This window comes from [Lactobacillus] rogosae, assembly GCA_900112995.1.
GTDB lineage: Bacteria > Bacillota > Clostridia > Lachnospirales > Lachnospiraceae > Lachnospira > Lachnospira rogosae.
Map to the genome: position 1 here is coordinate 116,812 of FONU01000008.1, position 18,855 is coordinate 135,666.

Annotated in this window: 19 protein-coding genes; 1 reads left to right on the forward strand and 18 read right to left on the reverse strand. The window is 35.4% G+C overall.

Annotated features, from left to right (window positions below):
* Positions 1-33: 33 nt before the first annotated feature.
* From BM157_RS04230 to BM157_RS04310, 18 genes are all read right to left on the reverse strand, one after another.
* The gene (locus BM157_RS04230; RefSeq protein ID WP_022501819.1) at positions 34-393 is read right to left on the reverse strand and encodes an Asp23/Gls24 family envelope stress response protein; all 360 of its coding nucleotides are present in this window, start codon (positions 391-393) and stop codon (positions 34-36) included.
* A 219-nt stretch (positions 394-612) separates the two neighbouring features.
* Positions 613-798: a 50S ribosomal protein L28 gene (rpmB, locus tag BM157_RS04235; RefSeq protein ID WP_022205439.1), complete on the reverse strand. Its 186-nt coding sequence runs from the start codon at positions 796-798 to the stop codon at positions 613-615.
* Positions 799-905: 107 nt separating this feature from the next.
* Complete coding sequence (locus tag BM157_RS12905) at positions 906-1,046, reverse strand: hypothetical protein (protein ID WP_022501820.1); 141 nt, start codon at positions 1,044-1,046, stop codon at positions 906-908.
* 118 nt (positions 1,047-1,164) lie between these two features.
* Complete coding sequence (locus BM157_RS04240) at positions 1,165-1,566, reverse strand: GerW family sporulation protein (protein ID WP_022501821.1); 402 nt, start codon at positions 1,564-1,566, stop codon at positions 1,165-1,167.
* A gap of 15 nt (positions 1,567-1,581) precedes the next feature.
* The gene (locus BM157_RS04245) at positions 1,582-2,691 is read right to left on the reverse strand and encodes a DUF2953 domain-containing protein (protein WP_318255806.1); all 1,110 of its coding nucleotides are present in this window, start codon (positions 2,689-2,691) and stop codon (positions 1,582-1,584) included.
* Positions 2,692-2,705: 14 nt separating this feature from the next.
* Positions 2,706-3,035, reverse strand: a complete 330-nt coding sequence (locus BM157_RS04250; RefSeq protein ID WP_022501823.1) for a hypothetical protein — start codon at positions 3,033-3,035, stop codon at positions 2,706-2,708.
* 44 nt (positions 3,036-3,079) lie between these two features.
* Complete coding sequence (locus BM157_RS04255; protein WP_022501824.1) at positions 3,080-4,480, reverse strand: hypothetical protein; 1,401 nt, start codon at positions 4,478-4,480, stop codon at positions 3,080-3,082.
* Between the two features lie 34 nt (positions 4,481-4,514).
* A complete protein-coding gene (locus BM157_RS04260; protein WP_022501825.1) occupies positions 4,515-5,795 on the reverse strand; it encodes a diaminopimelate decarboxylase in 1,281 nt (426 codons plus the stop codon).
* Positions 5,796-6,049: 254 nt separating this feature from the next.
* The gene (locus BM157_RS04265; RefSeq protein ID WP_022501826.1) at positions 6,050-6,373 is read right to left on the reverse strand and encodes a leucine-rich repeat protein; all 324 of its coding nucleotides are present in this window, start codon (positions 6,371-6,373) and stop codon (positions 6,050-6,052) included.
* A gap of 93 nt (positions 6,374-6,466) precedes the next feature.
* Positions 6,467-7,411, reverse strand: a complete 945-nt coding sequence (locus tag BM157_RS04270; RefSeq protein WP_090140039.1) for a lytic transglycosylase domain-containing protein — start codon at positions 7,409-7,411, stop codon at positions 6,467-6,469.
* A 3-nt stretch (positions 7,412-7,414) separates the two neighbouring features.
* Positions 7,415-7,849, reverse strand: a complete 435-nt coding sequence (locus BM157_RS04275; RefSeq protein ID WP_022501828.1) for an NUDIX hydrolase — start codon at positions 7,847-7,849, stop codon at positions 7,415-7,417.
* Positions 7,850-7,997: 148 nt separating this feature from the next.
* Positions 7,998-9,515: a penicillin-binding transpeptidase domain-containing protein gene (locus BM157_RS04280; RefSeq protein WP_318255807.1), complete on the reverse strand. Its 1,518-nt coding sequence runs from the start codon at positions 9,513-9,515 to the stop codon at positions 7,998-8,000.
* A complete protein-coding gene (locus BM157_RS04285; RefSeq protein WP_022501830.1) occupies positions 9,439-10,818 on the reverse strand; it encodes an FtsW/RodA/SpoVE family cell cycle protein in 1,380 nt (459 codons plus the stop codon). The genes BM157_RS04280 and BM157_RS04285 overlap by 77 nt, the downstream gene beginning before the upstream one ends.
* Before the next feature lie 2 nt (positions 10,819-10,820).
* Entirely contained in the window at positions 10,821-13,346 is a 2,526-nt protein-coding gene (locus BM157_RS04290; RefSeq protein WP_090140041.1) for a peptidase U32 family protein, read from the reverse strand.
* Positions 13,347-13,429: 83 nt separating this feature from the next.
* Entirely contained in the window at positions 13,430-13,837 is a 408-nt protein-coding gene (locus tag BM157_RS04295) for a cell division protein ZapA (RefSeq protein ID WP_055306573.1), read from the reverse strand.
* A gap of 50 nt (positions 13,838-13,887) precedes the next feature.
* On the reverse strand, positions 13,888-14,886 hold the full coding sequence (gene ruvB, locus BM157_RS04300; protein WP_055174640.1) for a Holliday junction branch migration DNA helicase RuvB: 999 nt from the start codon (positions 14,884-14,886) through the stop codon (positions 13,888-13,890).
* A 98-nt stretch (positions 14,887-14,984) separates the two neighbouring features.
* The gene (gene ruvA / locus BM157_RS04305; RefSeq protein ID WP_022501834.1) at positions 14,985-15,608 is read right to left on the reverse strand and encodes a Holliday junction branch migration protein RuvA; all 624 of its coding nucleotides are present in this window, start codon (positions 15,606-15,608) and stop codon (positions 14,985-14,987) included.
* 212 nt (positions 15,609-15,820) lie between these two features.
* Entirely contained in the window at positions 15,821-17,128 is a 1,308-nt protein-coding gene (locus BM157_RS04310) for an ATP-binding protein (protein ID WP_022501835.1), read from the reverse strand.
* A 215-nt stretch (positions 17,129-17,343) separates the two neighbouring features.
* On the opposite strand from BM157_RS04310, the gene BM157_RS04315 reads away from it, so the two are divergent.
* Positions 17,344-18,639: a glycosyltransferase family 2 protein gene (locus BM157_RS04315; protein WP_022501836.1), complete on the forward strand. Its 1,296-nt coding sequence runs from the start codon at positions 17,344-17,346 to the stop codon at positions 18,637-18,639.
* Positions 18,640-18,855 lie beyond the last annotated feature (216 nt).

The window sequence follows — 18,855 nt, forward strand, 5'->3', positions numbered from 1 at the left end:
AACAAGGCCCGTCAATCTACTTTATAAAAACAATTAATCTATAACACGAACGCCTTCAACATATATGTTAATCTTTTTAATTTCAAGGCCTGTGAATTCAGATACCTTGTACTTTACATTCTCAATAAGGTTGTCAGCAACTGTTGAAATGCTTACACCATAAGAAACTATAACGTGAAAATCAACTTCTATTCTATTGTCACTGTCTATCTCAACCTTAATACCTCTTGTAAGACTATCACCTTTTAACAGCTTAACAAGACCATCTTTCATACTTACTGCCGCCATTCCGACAATTCCGAAACACTCAACTGCTGTTGAACCAGCATACTGAGCAACAACATCACTTGAGATGGATACTTTTCCTAATTTGTTGTTTAATGTTCCATTCATATCTAGCCTCCATACTGCGACTTGTATTTTAAGGAATCTATGCAAAGCCTCTTATGAAGCATATTTGCAAGAAGTTTTGCGCAGTCAAACTTTCCCCACATATAAAGTATATTTTCATTATACTATCAAAGCTAAAATAAATAAAGTGAATTACGCAATTTTATTAAATTGTGCAATTCACTTTAATGTACTGATATAAATTTTCGAAAATTAATAGCATTAGGCACGCTCAACTTTACCTGAACGTAAGCAAGAAGTACATACATACATCTTCTTTGTTGCTCCATTAACCTTAACTCTAACAGACTTAACGTTAGAATTCCAAATCTTATTAGATCTTCTATGAGAATGACTCACTGCATTACCAAAGTGAGCACCTTTTTCGCAAACTGCACATTTAGCCATATCAATTACACCTCCTTACCGGTATTGGGTAAATTTACCCACAACAGAAATTATTGTATCAGAACATATTACATTTTGCAACACCTTTTTACTAAAAATATTACATTTTAATGACAAAACATATTATAACCTATAATAATAAGAGCAATTATTATAACTATATGCCAGAACATACTACCTGTAAAGATTAACCCTATAATCATTCCAACCGCAATCCAGAACATAATAAAGCCCAACATTCTGCACATAACAATCCTCTTCTTATGTACACTGCCCTTATCTTTATGATGTTATCAATACATATGGCGCAGATATACATATTATCCATTTTGTAAATGTATATGCTGTATACTCATTTTTTATAATCTATTCTTCATCTGTAACATCACTGATAGCTTCATCAATATCATCATCCATCTTTACATCACCAAACTTGCCAGTTATTCTGTCAACCACATCTGGAACCATATCCAAAATCTTAGTTACAGTATCCTGATTTTTGATATTAACAAGCTTAGTTGCACCATTCTGGATAACAAGAACAGCACTTGGAGACATCTTGCCTCCCATACCACCGCCGGCGTTATTCTTCTTATCACCAGCAAATGCACCGGCCCCAACACCAAACGATACATCAACTAATGGAAGTATAATTGTATCATTAACGTGTACCGCTTCCCCAACAACTGTCTTAGCTGATAAAAAGGAATCCATACCCTTAAAAAGCGATGCAACAGTTTCATTAAAATCATTCTTATTCTCTGCCATATTAATCCTCCATTACTAACCCTTATTAAACACAAGCTTTCTAAACCTGTTGTTTTTATATATTCTTAAAGCTATCAAAAGCAGGCGGTATATTCTTACCCTGCCTTTCATATATATATCCCCTTCCAGCACTTTCTGTTCAAATTCAGGGGTTATATTAAACTGAACACCTGTAATTCCATATATAACCGCAATCACTCCTAATATCCTGCCTGTCATATATGGTTCTTCACAACCATAGCGCACATTAACATCATACTTAACCGGTGTTATTTCTCTTATAAGTTCTTTAAGTTCCTTCTTAATAAGCCTTACAAGTTCTTTATTCTCTTCATCATTAATAATTACTTTTAAATCATTAATCTTCTGCCAAGCACTTCTCTTCTTATCCACAATGGCTTTTAAAAGCTTTTTAAACTTGCTCTTTATGCTTATAAGCTTATCTTTCACACTATTAAGTGCTGCTTTCAGCCTGCCAATGAGGTCTTTTTTCTTATGAGGCTGGCTGACTGACTGCCTATTATGTTTATCATCCTCATTATGCTGGTAATTACTTCTGCTTTCTATATGTTGCTTTATGTCAGCTTTTTTATGAATTTCTTCCAGCCTTTCTTTAGAAGAACTCCTTGAGGCTTTTTCATCTGTCTTTTCTAAAGCTTCATCTGCCACCATCTTTTTATCAGCAACGGCTTTTTCAGCTTCTAATGCTTCAACCTGCACAGCAGTATCCTGACTATTGCCAGTACCACTTGTTTCATTCTGTCTACCAGCAGCGTATTGTCCGGCAGTTTCCTGACTGCTGTCCGCCACATACATATCATCAATGCACTTATCGCCTTCTTTATTCTTTTGCTTCTTCTCCTTATCCGAATTATTATCGAATATTTTAAAGAACATAGCATATGCCTTAACCGATAAGTCATTAGCATATGATGCTTTTAGCCTAAGAACATTAAGAAGCCAGCTTATCTTAATATTTGCCGTAAGCCTGCTATGATAATCAGCACTAATATTATATCTTACCGGCACGAATAAAACCATAAGCACCAACAGAATTAATATTCCAAGCAATGATAGAAGCACTATTCCTGCTATTTTAAGAATTAATAATATAATATGAACCATTAATGCCCCCATTATTATTTATTGCCAAATCCAAGATATTCTCTTATATCAAATCCACCTGTAGCATTATACACTTCATCAATTATATCTCTCACAAGATTAAGTGCCTCATCGCGTCCTTTAGCAAGTCCAACTACATATATTTCTTCGTTTACATTTTTATTCTTAAAATGTGGTTGTAAAAGCATATTAGCCGAATATATATCCAGAATATTGCAAGTGTTAGAAGCAAGTGTTATCAAAAATGTATCTGCACAAAATCTGTTCTTTCTTATATGTCCAAATACTTTATATTTATCTTTCTTTGCATTCTCACCAATATACAGCTTTCTATACCACTTCACAATATTCCTCGTTTCCAAGCAGTACAAGACCGCTTAATATACATTTATTGTCCGGCAATAATCATTCTTACTACTTCAACAACAGCCTTCTTCTCAGCTTCATCACTGCACTGTATTAATGAACTGTTGATATAATCCTGAATTTCTTCCGTATTATTAAAGAACACTGGAAGCATTGATAATACAGCCGCCATAACTGCTCTTTTAACACTTTGCTGACAGTCTGTAAATAACCTATCAAGCTCTGTAATAAGCTTTTCTGCCGCCATATCAGCATATGAATCATCAGGAATTTCATCAAAATATTCTTTAGGCGATATATCAACAAAGTCACTTCCTGACTGAAGCTTGCCGATTGCTTCAAGCGAGCTGTACATATCTGACAGTGCAAGTTCATCTAATGTATCATTAAGGTTGGCAGCAGCATACTGTGTTGCAAAATCAGCCGCCATTACAGTTTCTAATATACGCTCCTGTTTGCCCTCAAAAGCTGTAAAGAGTTCTGCTATCTCATCAAGCTCCTGCTCATCTTCAAACAGGCTCTTAGACTTAAGAATAATATCTTTAGCAACATTTACCTCTGTATTATCCCCTATTGTATTATTATCAGATAATATAATTGTATACAAATCATTAATTATCTGGGCAAGAAGCACATATATATCAGCTGCATTGTTCATCTTCTCTGTAGCTATATCAAGTGCACCCCTTAAACGTGTGTACTCACTGCTGTCAAGATTTTTATAATCTGCATTCTTTAACGTTACATAGAAATCATTCATATCCTTAAAGAACATTGAGTCTTTATCAGCATCTTTTAACATCGCACTTGTACTTAACGAATAATAGAAATCATCAATTGTCTGTTTCTGTGCTCCGTGATACAGCGTAAATGCATCTTTAATATGATCATAAAATCTTGCTTTTGACATTCTTATCGGAAGCTGGCCAACCATTTCAGATATTCTTCCATTGATAGATACATTATCTTTATCAGATAAAATGTAGTGCATTATATCATTAGTCATATATGTATTATAGTATTCCTCATCAAGTTCATCATCCTTGAAGCGGTATTCTACTCTGTTTAACACATATTCATATATCTTAAACTTGTCAACATAATCAGTTATGCTTTCCATAATAGCTATAAGACGGTTTCTTAGCGAACTAATCTTGTCTGTAAGCACATCTTCACTGGCAACAGCTGAATCTATGGAAGAAATCTCTATTATCTCATTGACACCCTGGAACATTTCAAGAAACAGCTCATCATCTATCTCATTATCCTTAATCATATTAAGAATTGTATAATAATTCATAGACATCTTAATATAAGCAAGACCATTATATAATGATGACAATCCCTTTCCATATTTAACAAGATTATCTGATAAATTCTTACCCTTTGTTATCTCACTGGCAATATATCCTAAATTCTTCATATACCTATTTCCAATCGTTAATTTTAATCAATGATTAATTTAAATTAAGCTTATCAAGCTTATCGCAGAAATCAAATGTTGCGAAATAATCTTTTGGTGTCTCTGCTCTTCTTATCATCTGTACACTTCCATCTTCCTTAAGCAGAAGCTCTGCTGATCTTAACTTACCATTATACTGGTACCCCATAGAATAACCATGTGCTCCAGTATCGTGAATAATGAGATAATCTCCCATATCAATCTTTGGCAGCATTCTGTCAATTGCAAATTTATCACTATTCTCACAAAGTGAACCTGTTACATCATACTTGTGGTCGCAAGGCTCATTTTCCTTACCTGCTACTGTAATATGATGATAAGCACCATAGATAGCTGGCCTCATAAGATTTACTGCACATGCATCAACACCAATATACTCCTTATAAATGTGCTTCTCGTGGATAGCCTTTGTTACAACACAGCCATAAGGTGCAAGCATAAATCTTCCAAGCTCTGTATATATTGCAACATCCCCCATACCAGCTGCTGTAAGAATTTCATCATATACCTTATGAACGCCAGCACCGATAACAGCAATATCATTAGGTGTCTGGTCTGGCTTGTATGCAACACCAACTCCACCAGAAAGGTTAATAAACTTAATATCAGCTCCTGTCTTATCACGAAGTTCTACAGCAAGCTCAAATAAAATCTTGGCAAGTGTTGGATAGTATTCATTAGAAACTGTGTTACTTGCAAGGAATGAATGTATACCAAAATGCTTAACACCCTTGCTCTTTAATATCTTAAAGGCTTCAATAATCTGATCGTGTGTCATACCATACTTGGCATCACCCGGATTGTCCATAATTGATGTTCCAAGCTGGAAATATCCGCCAGGGTTATATCTACAACTCATAGTTTCCGGGAACTTTCCATCAAGTATTTTATCTAAGAATTCAATGTGTGTAATATCATCAAGATTAATTGTTGCACCAATCTCATTGGCATAAGCATATTCTTCTGCTGGTGTATCATTAGATGAGAACATAATCTCACCCGGCTTATAATCAAGTGCATACGCCATCATAAGCTCTGTCTCAGATGCACAATCAACTCCACAGCCGTACTCCTTTAATATATTTAATATGTATGGATTAGGGGTAGCTTTTACCGCGAAATACTCTCTATAACCTTTATTCCATGCAAATGCTTCTTTTAATCTCTTTGCATTATCTCTTATTCCCTTCTCATCATAAAGATGATAAGGTGTAGGATATGTCTTATCAATCTCCTTAAGTTGCTCTAATGTTACAAATGTCTTCTTTTCGCTCATCTTACTCTCCGTTCCACATTCCTGTTACGTATTAAAGTCTGTACTTTTAACAGATTTCATTGAATGTAATTTATATATTTTTCCACGTTGAATTGTATATTAGTTATGACAATTCGTCAAGTACGGTTATTCTAACTTATCATTGTCCTGATTTAATACAAAATGGCAGGAAGCTGTAATCTGCTGGCTGTGCACCTCTCCCTCACACGCCATATATACCGCTCCTGCCATATTATTAATATTAAAACCACAAATTAATATGTAAGATTAGCACATCCCTTAAATGATGTAGGGTCAATCTTTACATCTTTGCCATACTGTGCACTCTTAAGATTAAAGCAGTTAAGAAATGCTTCACTTTCAATTCTTTCAAGTGTCGATGGAAATTCTACTTTCTCCAGCCTCTGGCAGTTCTCAAAAGCATTGTTGCTTATAACCTTAACACCTTCCGGAAGCACAACCTCCACAATGTCATCTCTATTAGCAAATAATTCTTCTGGAAGACAAGTAAAGTCACTCATATCTATCTCTTTATATGTTCTGTTGTATAATGTAACCTTAATTCTTTTATTGTTCATAATCTTTCCCTCACATTCTACATTGCTATCAATTGCAAAGCGGCAATGTTCGCTGTCTATTTAAACCAGCAGTGTTAATGCCGGTTATAATCTTTAATTCATATTAAGCATTTTAAGGACTGCCTGACTTGTGCTAAGCAGACCATTCTTATAGTATCCTAAAGCACTGTTATCATCACTGTAATTATTGTATGCTGTATTATATGTATTACTATCATCACTTGTATTAATAGTCGATGATACCGCTAACAGCTTTGATAATATTGCTTTATATGTATTAATTACATATTTGTAATCATCATAGCTGAACAGCACATTGGAACTGCTTGTTCCTGATGATGCACGGCTCTTTAATACTGCATCAGATATATTGTACTTATTAGCTGTTATCTGGTTTCTAAGTGCTGAAAGCTCCTGGTTATTCTCTCCCTGCTGGCTGTTATTCTGGGAATCAACCATTATTCCTGTATCGCCAACACATATACTCTGTGAAAGATCTGTAGCACCAGCTCCATCAATTGTTGTTGAATCGGAAGAAAGTGCTCCACCTAATATATCATTAATTCTGTCTATATATCCTAATGTCTCTTTATATGGAGGAACTCCACCATATTTGCTTACAGAACCACTTCCAGCATTATATGCAGCAAGGGCAAGTGTAACATTACCATTGTAATCATCTAAAAGATACGCAAGCATCTTCGCTCCACCTGTAATATTCTGTCTTGCATCAAATGGATCTTCAACGCCTAACGATTCTGCCGTTGTCGGCATAAGCTGCATAATCCCCTGTGCCCCACAATATGATACTGCTTCTGTATCAAAATCCGACTCTGCCTTTGCAACCGCCTTTAACAGGTTAACATTGACACCATATTCATTGGATACTTCATTAAATATATCATCTAATGACTCGCTTCCTGAACTTATGTTGTTAATTACATTATCAAAATCAGTTGCACCAGCCGGTTTAATATTATCTCCCTGACTTACAAGATATACATTACCATCTAACATATTAACTGAATCTACTACCATTACTCACCAGTTTCCTTCTTTTCTTAATTGTCTATACATTGTATATGCATCTGAAAGTATCTGTTTCTCATTCGGATATTCCAGAAGATGATACGCCTCGTGATACTTATAGTAACCTGCATCGTAAAAAAATTCTTCTTTCTGAGGCACACAGTCATAGCTGTCGGATTCACACAGATACCAGTGAACGATCTTATCGATGTTCTTGTGTCCAGCCTTAAATGAATAATTCGTACTGCCAATGTAAGCTCTTATTCTTACATCAGCACCTGCCTCCTCATTCACTTCACGCACAGCTGTCTGTTCATAAGTTTCTCCCTTTTCGACTGTCCCCTTTGGAAGTACCCAGCCATCTCGTGAATTCATAAAATTCTTATATAATACAAGAACTTTGCCTCTGAATATTACTACTCCTCCACAGCTTACTGCTTCTGACATATCGTTTCCTCCAATCCATTATACAATGCTGATATTTTTTTATCAAGGATAAATGTTTGACATAGCGTGCTGTTTTCTGACATTTTTCGCAATCTCTTATATATATGACGTCATCAACAAATAAGCTCCTGCCAAACATATTAACATATTATTGAAAATACGCATCAAATACAGCCTTCGCTATATACTGTGCACTTGATACACCTGAATAGCCACCCTCAAGCACAACACTTACTACAATCTCTGGTGTCTCTGCCGGAGCAAATCCAACAAACCACGAATGTACATTATCACTATTATCGTATTGTGCCGAGCCAGTCTTACCAGCAGCATTATATGATGACCATCTCATTGAACCACCTGTACCTGAATCAACAACCTCTTCCATACATTCTGTAAGATACTGTGCTTCGTCACTTGTCATAAGCTTGTCAATAACTGTTGGTTTATTCTGTTTTACTACTCTGCCATAAGCATCTTCTATTCTGTCAACCAGATATGGTGTCATCATTGTACCATCATTAGCCACTGTTGCAGCTATCATAAGATTATGGAGTGGACTTATCATAGTTTTTCCTTGTCCAATTGCAGTTTCCTGTGCTTCACTTATGCCTGACTCCTCACTCAGTGCAAATGAACTTTTATTATATTCAAATGCGACCGGTATATTCTTATTAAATAAAAATGAGGTGCATAGATTCTTAAATGAGGTCAGCTTAAGTCCTGCACCTATATGCGAAAAGGCTGAATTACAGGAATTAGCAAAAGCATCTACAAGATCTTGCTTTCCATGTGCTTTTCCATCTGCACATGGAATTGTTGTTCCACCTTCCTCATAATCACTTCCGTCGCATACATACATAAATGAATTATCTGTACCATTTTCCCTTATATACTCAAGTGTTGTAAGTATCTTAAAGGTTGAACCCGGTGCATACAATCCTTGTGTAGCCCTGTTTAAAAGAACCGACTCTGAACTATCATAATTAATCCATTTATCGTAATCTTTATCTACCAGATTAGGGTCAAAATCAGGCTTGGAAACCATTGCCAGTATCTTTCCTGTAGAACTTTCCATAACTATCACAGCACCTTTGTTACTGCCAAGTGCCTTATATGCTGCCTTCTGCAAGGTTGTATCCAATGTTGTATACACATTATGTCCCTTTGCCTTATCGCCTGTTAAATCATTGGATATCTGATCAAATATATTATCTGTCTCAGATAACAGATAATAATTCTCTGTTGACTCAATTCCCATCTTCGTCTTGGAATTATATCCTATGACGTGGCCAAAAAGCTTTTTCTGTGGATACACTCTTGTCTCTGTACCGTCATCTGCCGTATCAGTCGTTGCAAGCACTGTTCCATCAGAAGCATATATATCGCCTCTCACAACCTTATCAGCCTGATTATCTATTCTTTTATTATATGGATTGTTAATAACATCTTTGGCATCTTTGATATTAAATACACAAAGATATACTATCATAATTGCAAATAAGCCTATAAACACAAAAGATATTATATTAGTTTCCCTGTTTCTAAGGCCTTTTTTACTTCCTTCTACAATATCCGTTTCTTTTTCTTTACGCCTGATGTTTCTTCGGCGTTGTTTTTGCTGTTGATTGTTTTTTTGCATTTTTACCTTTTCTGTCATCTTCATACTCGCTTTCATCAAGTCTCATATTATACATTCCATTAATCAGTGCAAACATCACTAACGAACTTATTATAGAGCTTCCTCCATAACTTACGAACGGCAGTGTTACACCAGTCATCGGAATAAGCTTTATTGCTCCTCCAACTGTAAGGAACACCTGAAAGCCATATGTAACTCCAAGTCCAACTGCGACAAGCCTGTAAAACAATGTCTTACATCTTGATGCAATGTTCATCATAAGTATAAGATTATTAAGGCATACCAGTAATAACGATATAGCAAATATTAATCCAAACTCCTCTGAAATAGCTGAGAACATAAAATCCTTTTCTGCAACAGGAATTTTATCCGGCATACCCTGGCAAAAACCATATCCAAACCACGAACCCATTCCTATTGAAAACAGCGACTGGCATACCTGATAACCACTATCATCAATATGGCTCCACGGATCTTTCCATATTATAACTCTTTTTCTTACATGAGAGAAAAGCTTATATGCGATAACACCTGCAACTCCTCCACCCATAATACCTGCACCTGCATATAACACATTCTTGGTTGCAATATAAAGCATAGCAATATAGACCACGAAAAATATAAGTGCTGCTCCAAGATCTGTTGACAGCACAAGTATTATAACATGAAGTGCGGCAAATGCTGTAACTACAGCAGTCTGTCTGAATGTTGTTGCTTTATTAAACATCGAAGCTACAAACATTACATATAATATCTTTACAAATTCTGCCGGCTGTACTGACACAGGTCCCACGGTAAGCACAAGATTAGCTCCATATATCTTATTGCCAAGAAGAACTGCCAGCAGAAGCACAAGTCCTGTGCCACAGTATATCCAGCCCATTTTTCTGAAGCTTTTCACTGTCTTTAACAGCCACGGAATTGCAAGTGTAAGCAATGTGCCCGCAACCGCTATAGCAAACTGCTTTACGCATTTGGTATAACTTAATCTTGCTATCATAACAAAGCCAACCGCCATCAGCATACACATATTATTAACAAGCAGTCTTGATGCTTTAGGATAAAATACCATATAAAGCATAATAACTGCACCAAGATATACCAGCTGTGCAAAATACAGATATATATAATTCATATCATCATACACAACATACATTATAAGATAACCAGTAAAATGTACAATTACCATTATAATATTCTGTATCCGGTATATCTTTTTTCTTTTATCTTCATTTCTTATTACTGCACCCCTGTATGCCGCGAGTGCATAGAAAGCCATAAGAAATGCAAGTACATATTTTGATAATTCCAAACAAACTGTCTGCATAATTAATTGACTCCTCTATAGAAATGTCCCTTATATGGCGATACCCCCTCAAAGCTTAAAGCTTTCTTTATTGTAAAAGTATCTTCATCTATGAACTCAAATCTTAACGACCTAACGCCAAGGTCATTTCTTTTAAGTTCCTCTGTTAAATCAAATGTGCCTGCCCACGTCACTGTGTAACAATAACTGCATACGCTCTCAACTATGTAGCTTACATCACTACCCTGCTTTAAAAGAGTTGTACTACACTTCTTATCACATATTCCATAAGTCTTTCTAACACACGATTTAGATACCATAGCAGGTATTTTTCCATACACAATAATCTCACTTCCAGCAGTCAGAGTATCCTGTAACTCAGAATTATTAAGCTCAAGCGGAAGTGTGTGGGATAGCAGCCTTACCCCCGCCTTATCAGCAATATCTTTCAATTCATAACCTGCATACTTATTAAATACATACAATCCTGTATCAGTAATTATATCTTTAACTTTAGACTTTCTGCTTCCTATAAGTCCGATTTCTTCAATATTTCTTACAAGATAGCCGTCTATTATTATTCCAGTATTATGTTCTATATCATCAAGCATAGCCGAAAGCTGTCTTGCCCTGCTCTGTTCAAGAATATAAGGAAGTGCTATAAACAGCTTAATTCCCATTTTGTTAATTTTTTCACAAACTTTAATAAATCTCTGCCGGTCGCTGTAATACATTCCAAAACCAAGATATATTCTTCCAACTGCAATATCCAGCTTATTATCAGGACTGCTGACTATATCAATCACCGAGCTGACAATATCAAAGGAATGACAATATACTGTACATAACATCTTGCCAGCATTATCTGACACATCATTATATTGGCTTTCAATACCTGTGCAATTATTGTGATACTCATTATGTGCATCACAATCCGAACTTAATATGCTATTATCCTGCTCGTTATATGTCATACAGCAGGGATTTATTATACTATCGTCCGGCTCTTTATATGTCCTGCAATATGAACTTAATATATTATTATCAAGCTGTGCTATAACTTCTCTTCTTAGCTTCTTTAATTCTCCAACCGATAAGAACACATCATTATCCATATGAAGTTCTATGCCAGACACTTTATATCCGGTGTTACCTGTCATTATAAGCTTGCTCTTAACATCTTCGTAATCGGCTGGCTGTTTTAAAGCTTTAGTCACCTCACTGCCTGATATGCTTGCACTGAATTGACCAGTCACAGCGGTAAGACTTAATGGTGAGCCTTTCACAGCCTCCATATACATATCAATATCTCTTTCAAAGCTTGTCTGCACATACTTTTCTTTTACAAGTCTTTCAAGAGAAGAATTCTTCATTCTGTTAATAATTCTGTCCTTGTACAGATTATATTTTCTTGGAAGATTGACCACTAAAGTATTACCCGCCTTAACAAACGAGCCACTCTCAAAGCTGTGTTCCTTGTCAATCTCGAATACATCCTGTGGATTGATATCCTTTAATGCTTTAAATGTAACTCTTCCCTTATCATTGCTAACAACCTTTAATGCTTCGCTCCCCCTATGATTAGGACGTTCATACGACATCATCTCCTTACCCTTCTTGCTGTTATAAAACCCTGTCGTAAAAGAACCCCTGTTATATATATCGCATAGATTATCTATATCTTTCTTAGTTACTTTATAGCCTTTTCTTCCATATTTAATGTATTCATCAACATAATGCCTATATACAGAAGTAACATATGCGGCATAGGTCACATTTTTCATTCTTCCTTCTATCTTTAACGAATACACACCAGCTTCTATTATATCTGGAAGTATAGGCAGGGCACACATATCTTTAGGACTTAATGCAAAGGAATTATCTTTGTCGTTAATCTGACTGTCATTATCATATACTTTATAAGAAAGCCTGCAGGGCTGTGCACATCTTCCCCTGTTGCCGCTTCTTCCACCTCTGAAACTGCTCATAAGACATTGTCCCGAGTAACAATAACACATAGCACCATGAACAAAGCTTTCAATCTCCATATCCGGACAATCTTTATGAAGCTGTGCAATCTCAGTTAATGTCATCTCTCTTGAAGTGACAACACGCTCTGCACCCATATCCCACAGAAGCTTAGAACCAAGACTGCCTGTCTGTGTCATCTGTGTGCTCGCGTGTATGTCCATATCTGGAAAATGCTTCTTTATAAGCCACATAACTCCTAAATCCTGAACAATAACCGCATCAAGTCCGTGTTCATAAAATGGTCTTATATATGAAATCAATTGTCCTTCTATCTCTTTGTGCTTAAGAAGTGTATTAACTGTAAGATATATTCTGCACCCAGCTCTATGTGCATAGTCAAGTGCTTCAAGCATCTCTTCATTATTAAGATTGCCTGCGTATGCCCTTGCACCGAACATATCTCCTCCAAGATACACCGCATCTGCCCCTGCATTAATAACAGCCTTACATATTTCAAGAGAACCTGCTGGTGCAAGAACTTCTATTCTGTTGTAGTTGTTACCATGTGTTAATTCCATAATATATCATTTATCCTCATTCTATAATACTTATTAATCAAATCGGGACTGTAGCACATTGTCCCCAGCCCCGCTAAATATAATTATTTCTTTGAATCATTAAGTTCTGTTTCAAGCTTTACAATGGTATTTTGAAGCTTCTCTATGCTACCCTTCAATTCCTCAATCTGCTTATCAGCAGACTCAGACTTTATCTGTGCTGCAATAAGTTCGTGCTTAAGGTCATAGATTTCCTTATCTTTATTCTCAATCTCTAAAGATAAACCATCACCAAGCTTCTTTGCCTTAAAATAATCATCGGCAACATTAAGATACATAAGATTAGCTCTTATCTCTGCTGACTGCTTTCTAAAATTCTCGTCTTTACCGAACTCAGCAAGTTTATTATTAATATATGATGCTATCTTCTGAAGATATTCTTCACTTTCATATCCTCCCAAAGTAAATACTTTTCCACCTATGATTACCTCTGTTGTATTCTTTGATGACATCTGCATCCTCCTGACCTGCTTAACAATAATATATAGTAAGTATACAATATCTACTCTCTTAGTTCAATACCAAGATTATCATATGCTTTCTTTGTTGCAACTCTTCCTCTAGGTGTCCTGTTAATATAATCATTCTGTATAAGATATGGCTCATATACATCTTCAAGCGTTCCCGAATCTTCACCAATAGAAGCCGCAAGTGTCTCTATTCCAACAGGTCCTCCGTCAAATTTCTCTACAATTGTAGAAAGAATAAGCCTGTCATTCCTATCAAGTCCGTCCCTGTCAACATCTAAAAGGTCAAGTGCATAATCAGCAACATCTTTAGTTATATTACCGTCATATTTTACCTGTGCAAAATCCCTTACCCTCTTTAATAATCTGTTGGCAAGTCGTGGTGTTCCCCTTGATCTTCTTGCAAGCTCATATGCACCATCATCATCAATATCAACGCCAAGAACCTCTGCTGACCTTACTATAATCTTCTTTAATTCATCACAATTATAGAATTCAAGATGATTAACAACTCCAAATCTATCTCTTAAAGGTGCAGATAAAAGTCCTGCTCTTGTCGTTGCACCAACAAGTGTAAAATGTGGAAGGTCAAGTCTTATCGACCTTGCAGTAGCACCTTTTCCAATCATTATATCAATCTCATAATCTTCCATTGCTGGATACAGTACTTCCTCAACCTGTCTGTTAAGTCTGTGTATCTCATCAACGAACAATATATCTCCCTCACTAAGATTATTGAGTATTGCTGCCATTTCTCCAGGTTTCTCTATAGCCGGACCAGAAGTTACCTTTATATTAACTCCCATTTCATTAGCTATAATTCCAGCAAGTGTTGTCTTACCAAGTCCAGGAGGTCCATAAAATAAGACATGGTCTAGTGAATCTCCTCTCTCCTTTGCTGCCTTTATATATACTTTAAGGTTTCTTTTAACCTTTTCCTGTCCTACATAATCATCAAGCTTTAATGGTCTTAACGAATTCTCTATCTTTGCATCTTCCGTAAGGATTTCTGTGGATATTATTCTTTTTTCCACGTTGTATTTCACCTCCTCATAATTAAATACCCTTTTTATAACTAAGCACTATTTTATAATCAAATGCTCTCTTATATTCAAATATTCTTTTATTTTACCTATAAAGTTGCAAGGCTTTTAAGAGCCTCCTTAAGTATTGCCTCTGAATTCTTCTTATCAATATCATCAACCTTCTTGACAGCCTTAATCGCATCCTTACTGCTATAGCCAAGTGATACAAGTGCCTCAACAGCATCATTCATAACAATAATAGAATTATCCTGCTCTGCTGCCGCATTTGCCTTATTTCTGTTATTAAGTGCCATCTCAAAGGCTTCCTCAACCTTTAACTTATCCTTAAGTTCAATAATAAGCCTCTGTGCTGTCTTAGCACCAACACCCGGACAGCTCTTTATAAGATTAACATCATCTGACAGTACTGCAAATCTTAAATCATCTGTGCTGATTGCTGATAATATTCCAAGTGCCCCCTTAGGACCTATTCCGTTGACATTTATTAATAATTTAAATACGTTAAGTTCATCTCTTGTAAGAAATCCATACAGGCTCATATCGTCTTCTCTTACGTGCAGATATGTATACACCTTTACAAATTCACCCGATTTAGGTATATTTTCAGCTGTAAGGGACGATGTCTTAATGTCATAGCCAATCCCATTATTCTCTATAACTATCCCTTCTGGTGTCATCTCAACAAATTCACCTATTATATATGAATACATTATTACTCTCCGCTCTTATATTTAAAATACTATTTATGATTTTATTTTGTTGTTTTTATCCTATTTTTCAAAATGCTGTTTTATAATATCATTACTTTTGTGCTCATTATGTCATATGCCCTGCATTGCTTTTCCACGCATCCGAAGTTTCGAAGAAACTTCTAAGTGACTACGAAGTAGTCATATTATATCATAATTTTTACAAATAAATATTACTTCCGCATTCCAAGACAATGGTTAATAAACTGCTGTGCGGTTCTTCCTGATATGCCTCCGTGGCTTAATTCCCACTTATTAGCCTCAGCCATAAGTTCTTCTTCTGACATATCAAGTCCATTTTTCTTGGCAAGTCCTATTACAATATTATAATATTCCTTATTAGATGGTTTAGAATAGCTTATCTGACACCCAAATCTATTAACAAGCGACATCTTTTCTTCAATCGTATCTGATCTGTGAAGTCCGTTAGAAGATTCCATATCATTTCTGTCGTTCCATGTTTCTTTGATAAGATGTCTTCTGTTAGATGTCGCATATATAAGAATATTGTCAGGCTTAGTTTCAACGCCACCCTCAATGACTGCCTTTAAGAACTTGTACTCAATCTCAAATTCTTCAAATGATAAATCATCCATATATATAATGAACTTGTAGTTTCTGTTCTTAATGGCCGCTATTACATTTGATAAATCCTTAAACTGATGCTTATATATCTCTATCATTCTTAAGCCCTGGTCATAATATTCATTAACGATAGCCTTGATACTTGTAGACTTACCAGTTCCGCTGTCACCAAATAAAAGAGCATTATTGGCTTTTCTGCCCTGAACAAAGTTCTCTGTATTCTCAACAAGCTTCTTTTTTTGTATCTCATATCCAATAAGATCATCTAATACAACCTTATCCATATTATTAATAGGGTTAAATGTAAGCTTTCCATTCTCTGTTGCAGATATTCTGAACGCCTTGTTAAGTCCGAACATACCTACGCCATATGCTTTATAGAATTCTGTAACTATATCAAAGAATTCATCTGCATTAGCAGCTTTGGCAAGCTTTTCGCTTAATGCCTGAACCTTTTCACTTACATTTTTATTATACATCAGCTCCTTCTTAACGATTGCCTTATAATCAGAGATTATAGAGAAACAGTCAATGCCGAGTTCTTTCTCTATAAATGAAAAATCATAATGGAAAAGATTGTAGAATACTTTAAAGTCATTCTTTGCAAATACATTAACACTTCCGTCATTAGCTCCTACCTTTTCACAGGTAATGCTGAATGGATTCTCATTAGTAATAAGAAAATATGTAAGATAATTCTGCCATAAATTCTTATCGAAACCATAATCTGTTGCAACTTCTAAAATTCTTTTTACCTGAGTATATATATCTGTAACCAGCTCTTCTTTTGATGATAATTTGTTATCAAAACGATTGAATATATCTGCCATTGATGATAAAATAGAACTGTTATCGAGATTTCCATACATAATTAATTGAGATATTTCTTTATACATTTTAGTATTCCTTTCGCCAATGTGTATATGTAACTTTTATATAATAACACATATAATATCACATTGAGAGCGAATTTTGTCACTTTTTTTAGAAATATTAGTTCGATTAACTATTGACAGCTAACGAACTAATGATATAATCTGTAAAGAACTTTGCAAAAGTTTGTAAAAGTTTTAACAGACTTTTATTTTTTAATGATTAGTGAGGATTTCAAATGAAAATCGTATCAGATATCAACGCATTTGTGTATATTGTATTGACCATCTTCTATTGTTATCAGGGAATATACGTTATTATCGCATTGCTTGGTAAAAAGAAAAAAAAGAATTACAACACCGAAGCTAAGACACTTCACAAATACGCATTTATTATTGCCGCACGTAATGAAAATGCCGTTATTGGCAATTTAATTGACAGTATTAAGAACCAGAATTATCCTTCAGAGCTTATTGATGTTATCGTAGTAGCTGATAACTGTACTGATAATACTGCGGAGATTTCAAGACAACACGGTGCCATTGTTTATGAGCGTTTCAACAATATACTTATTGGTAAAGGCTATGCTATGGACTATGTCTTTAATAAGATATGTGAAGAACGTGGTGATTACACTTGTTATGACGGTTATTTCGTATTCGATGCAGATAATATTATCGATGTCAATTACGTCAGAGAGATGAACAAAGTATTCGACAGTGGGTACAAAGTTGTCACAAGCTATCGTAACTCTAAGAATTATGACACTAACTGGATTACAGCCGGTTATTCTTTATGGTTTATAAGAGAAGCTAAATATCTTAACAACCCACGAATGATGATTAAGACAAGCTGTGCTGTATCCGGAACTGGCTATCTTGTAGACAGCTCTATTATCAAGAAGAACCACGGCTGGAAATGCAATCTTTTAACAGAGGATATTGAATTTACTGTAACTAATATTCTTGATGGCGAAAAGGTTGGTTATTGCGAAGATGCTATGTTCTATGATGAACAGCCAACAACATTTAAACAGTCTTGGAATCAGCGTATGCGTTGGACAAAAGGCTTCTATCAGGTATTATTTAAGTATGGCAGAGACTTATTCAGGACAATGTTCAAGGAAAAGAGAATGTTCGTATCCTGCTATGATATGATAATGACACTTGCACCTGCTACTTTATTTACACTTGGAACAATACTTCTTAATGTAATAATATTATTATGTGGTGGTCTTAATCCTACATTATTCAAGCAGATTGCTGGTCCAACTGTTCAGGCTATTTTACTTGGTTTCTTTAATTTCTATATGATGCTTTTAGTAATAGGACTTATAACTTTAATAACTGAGTGGAAGAAGATTCTTGCACCTGCAAGAAAGAAGATTATGTATCTTTTCTCTTTTCCTCTCTTTATAGCTACATATATTCCAATCTCAATTGTAGCGTTATTTAAGAAGGTTGAATGGAAGCCAATTCCTCATACTGTTGTTAAGACTATTGATGATTTATCAATGACACAGTATAAGCAGTAATTCTATTAAGAATTTAAACTAAATAATGATATAAAAAAAGGGGCTGTCGCACTAAGAAATTAGTGCGGTGCCCCTTCTTTTATGAAGAGATATCAATTTCATGTTTCTTTTAGAAGGGCATTCTGCACCTGACCATGCAACACTTGCACGATTCAGAAGCATTCATTTTGCCCCTTGTTCTAAGCGTATTCTCGCAGAAGTTTCAAATATCCTTTT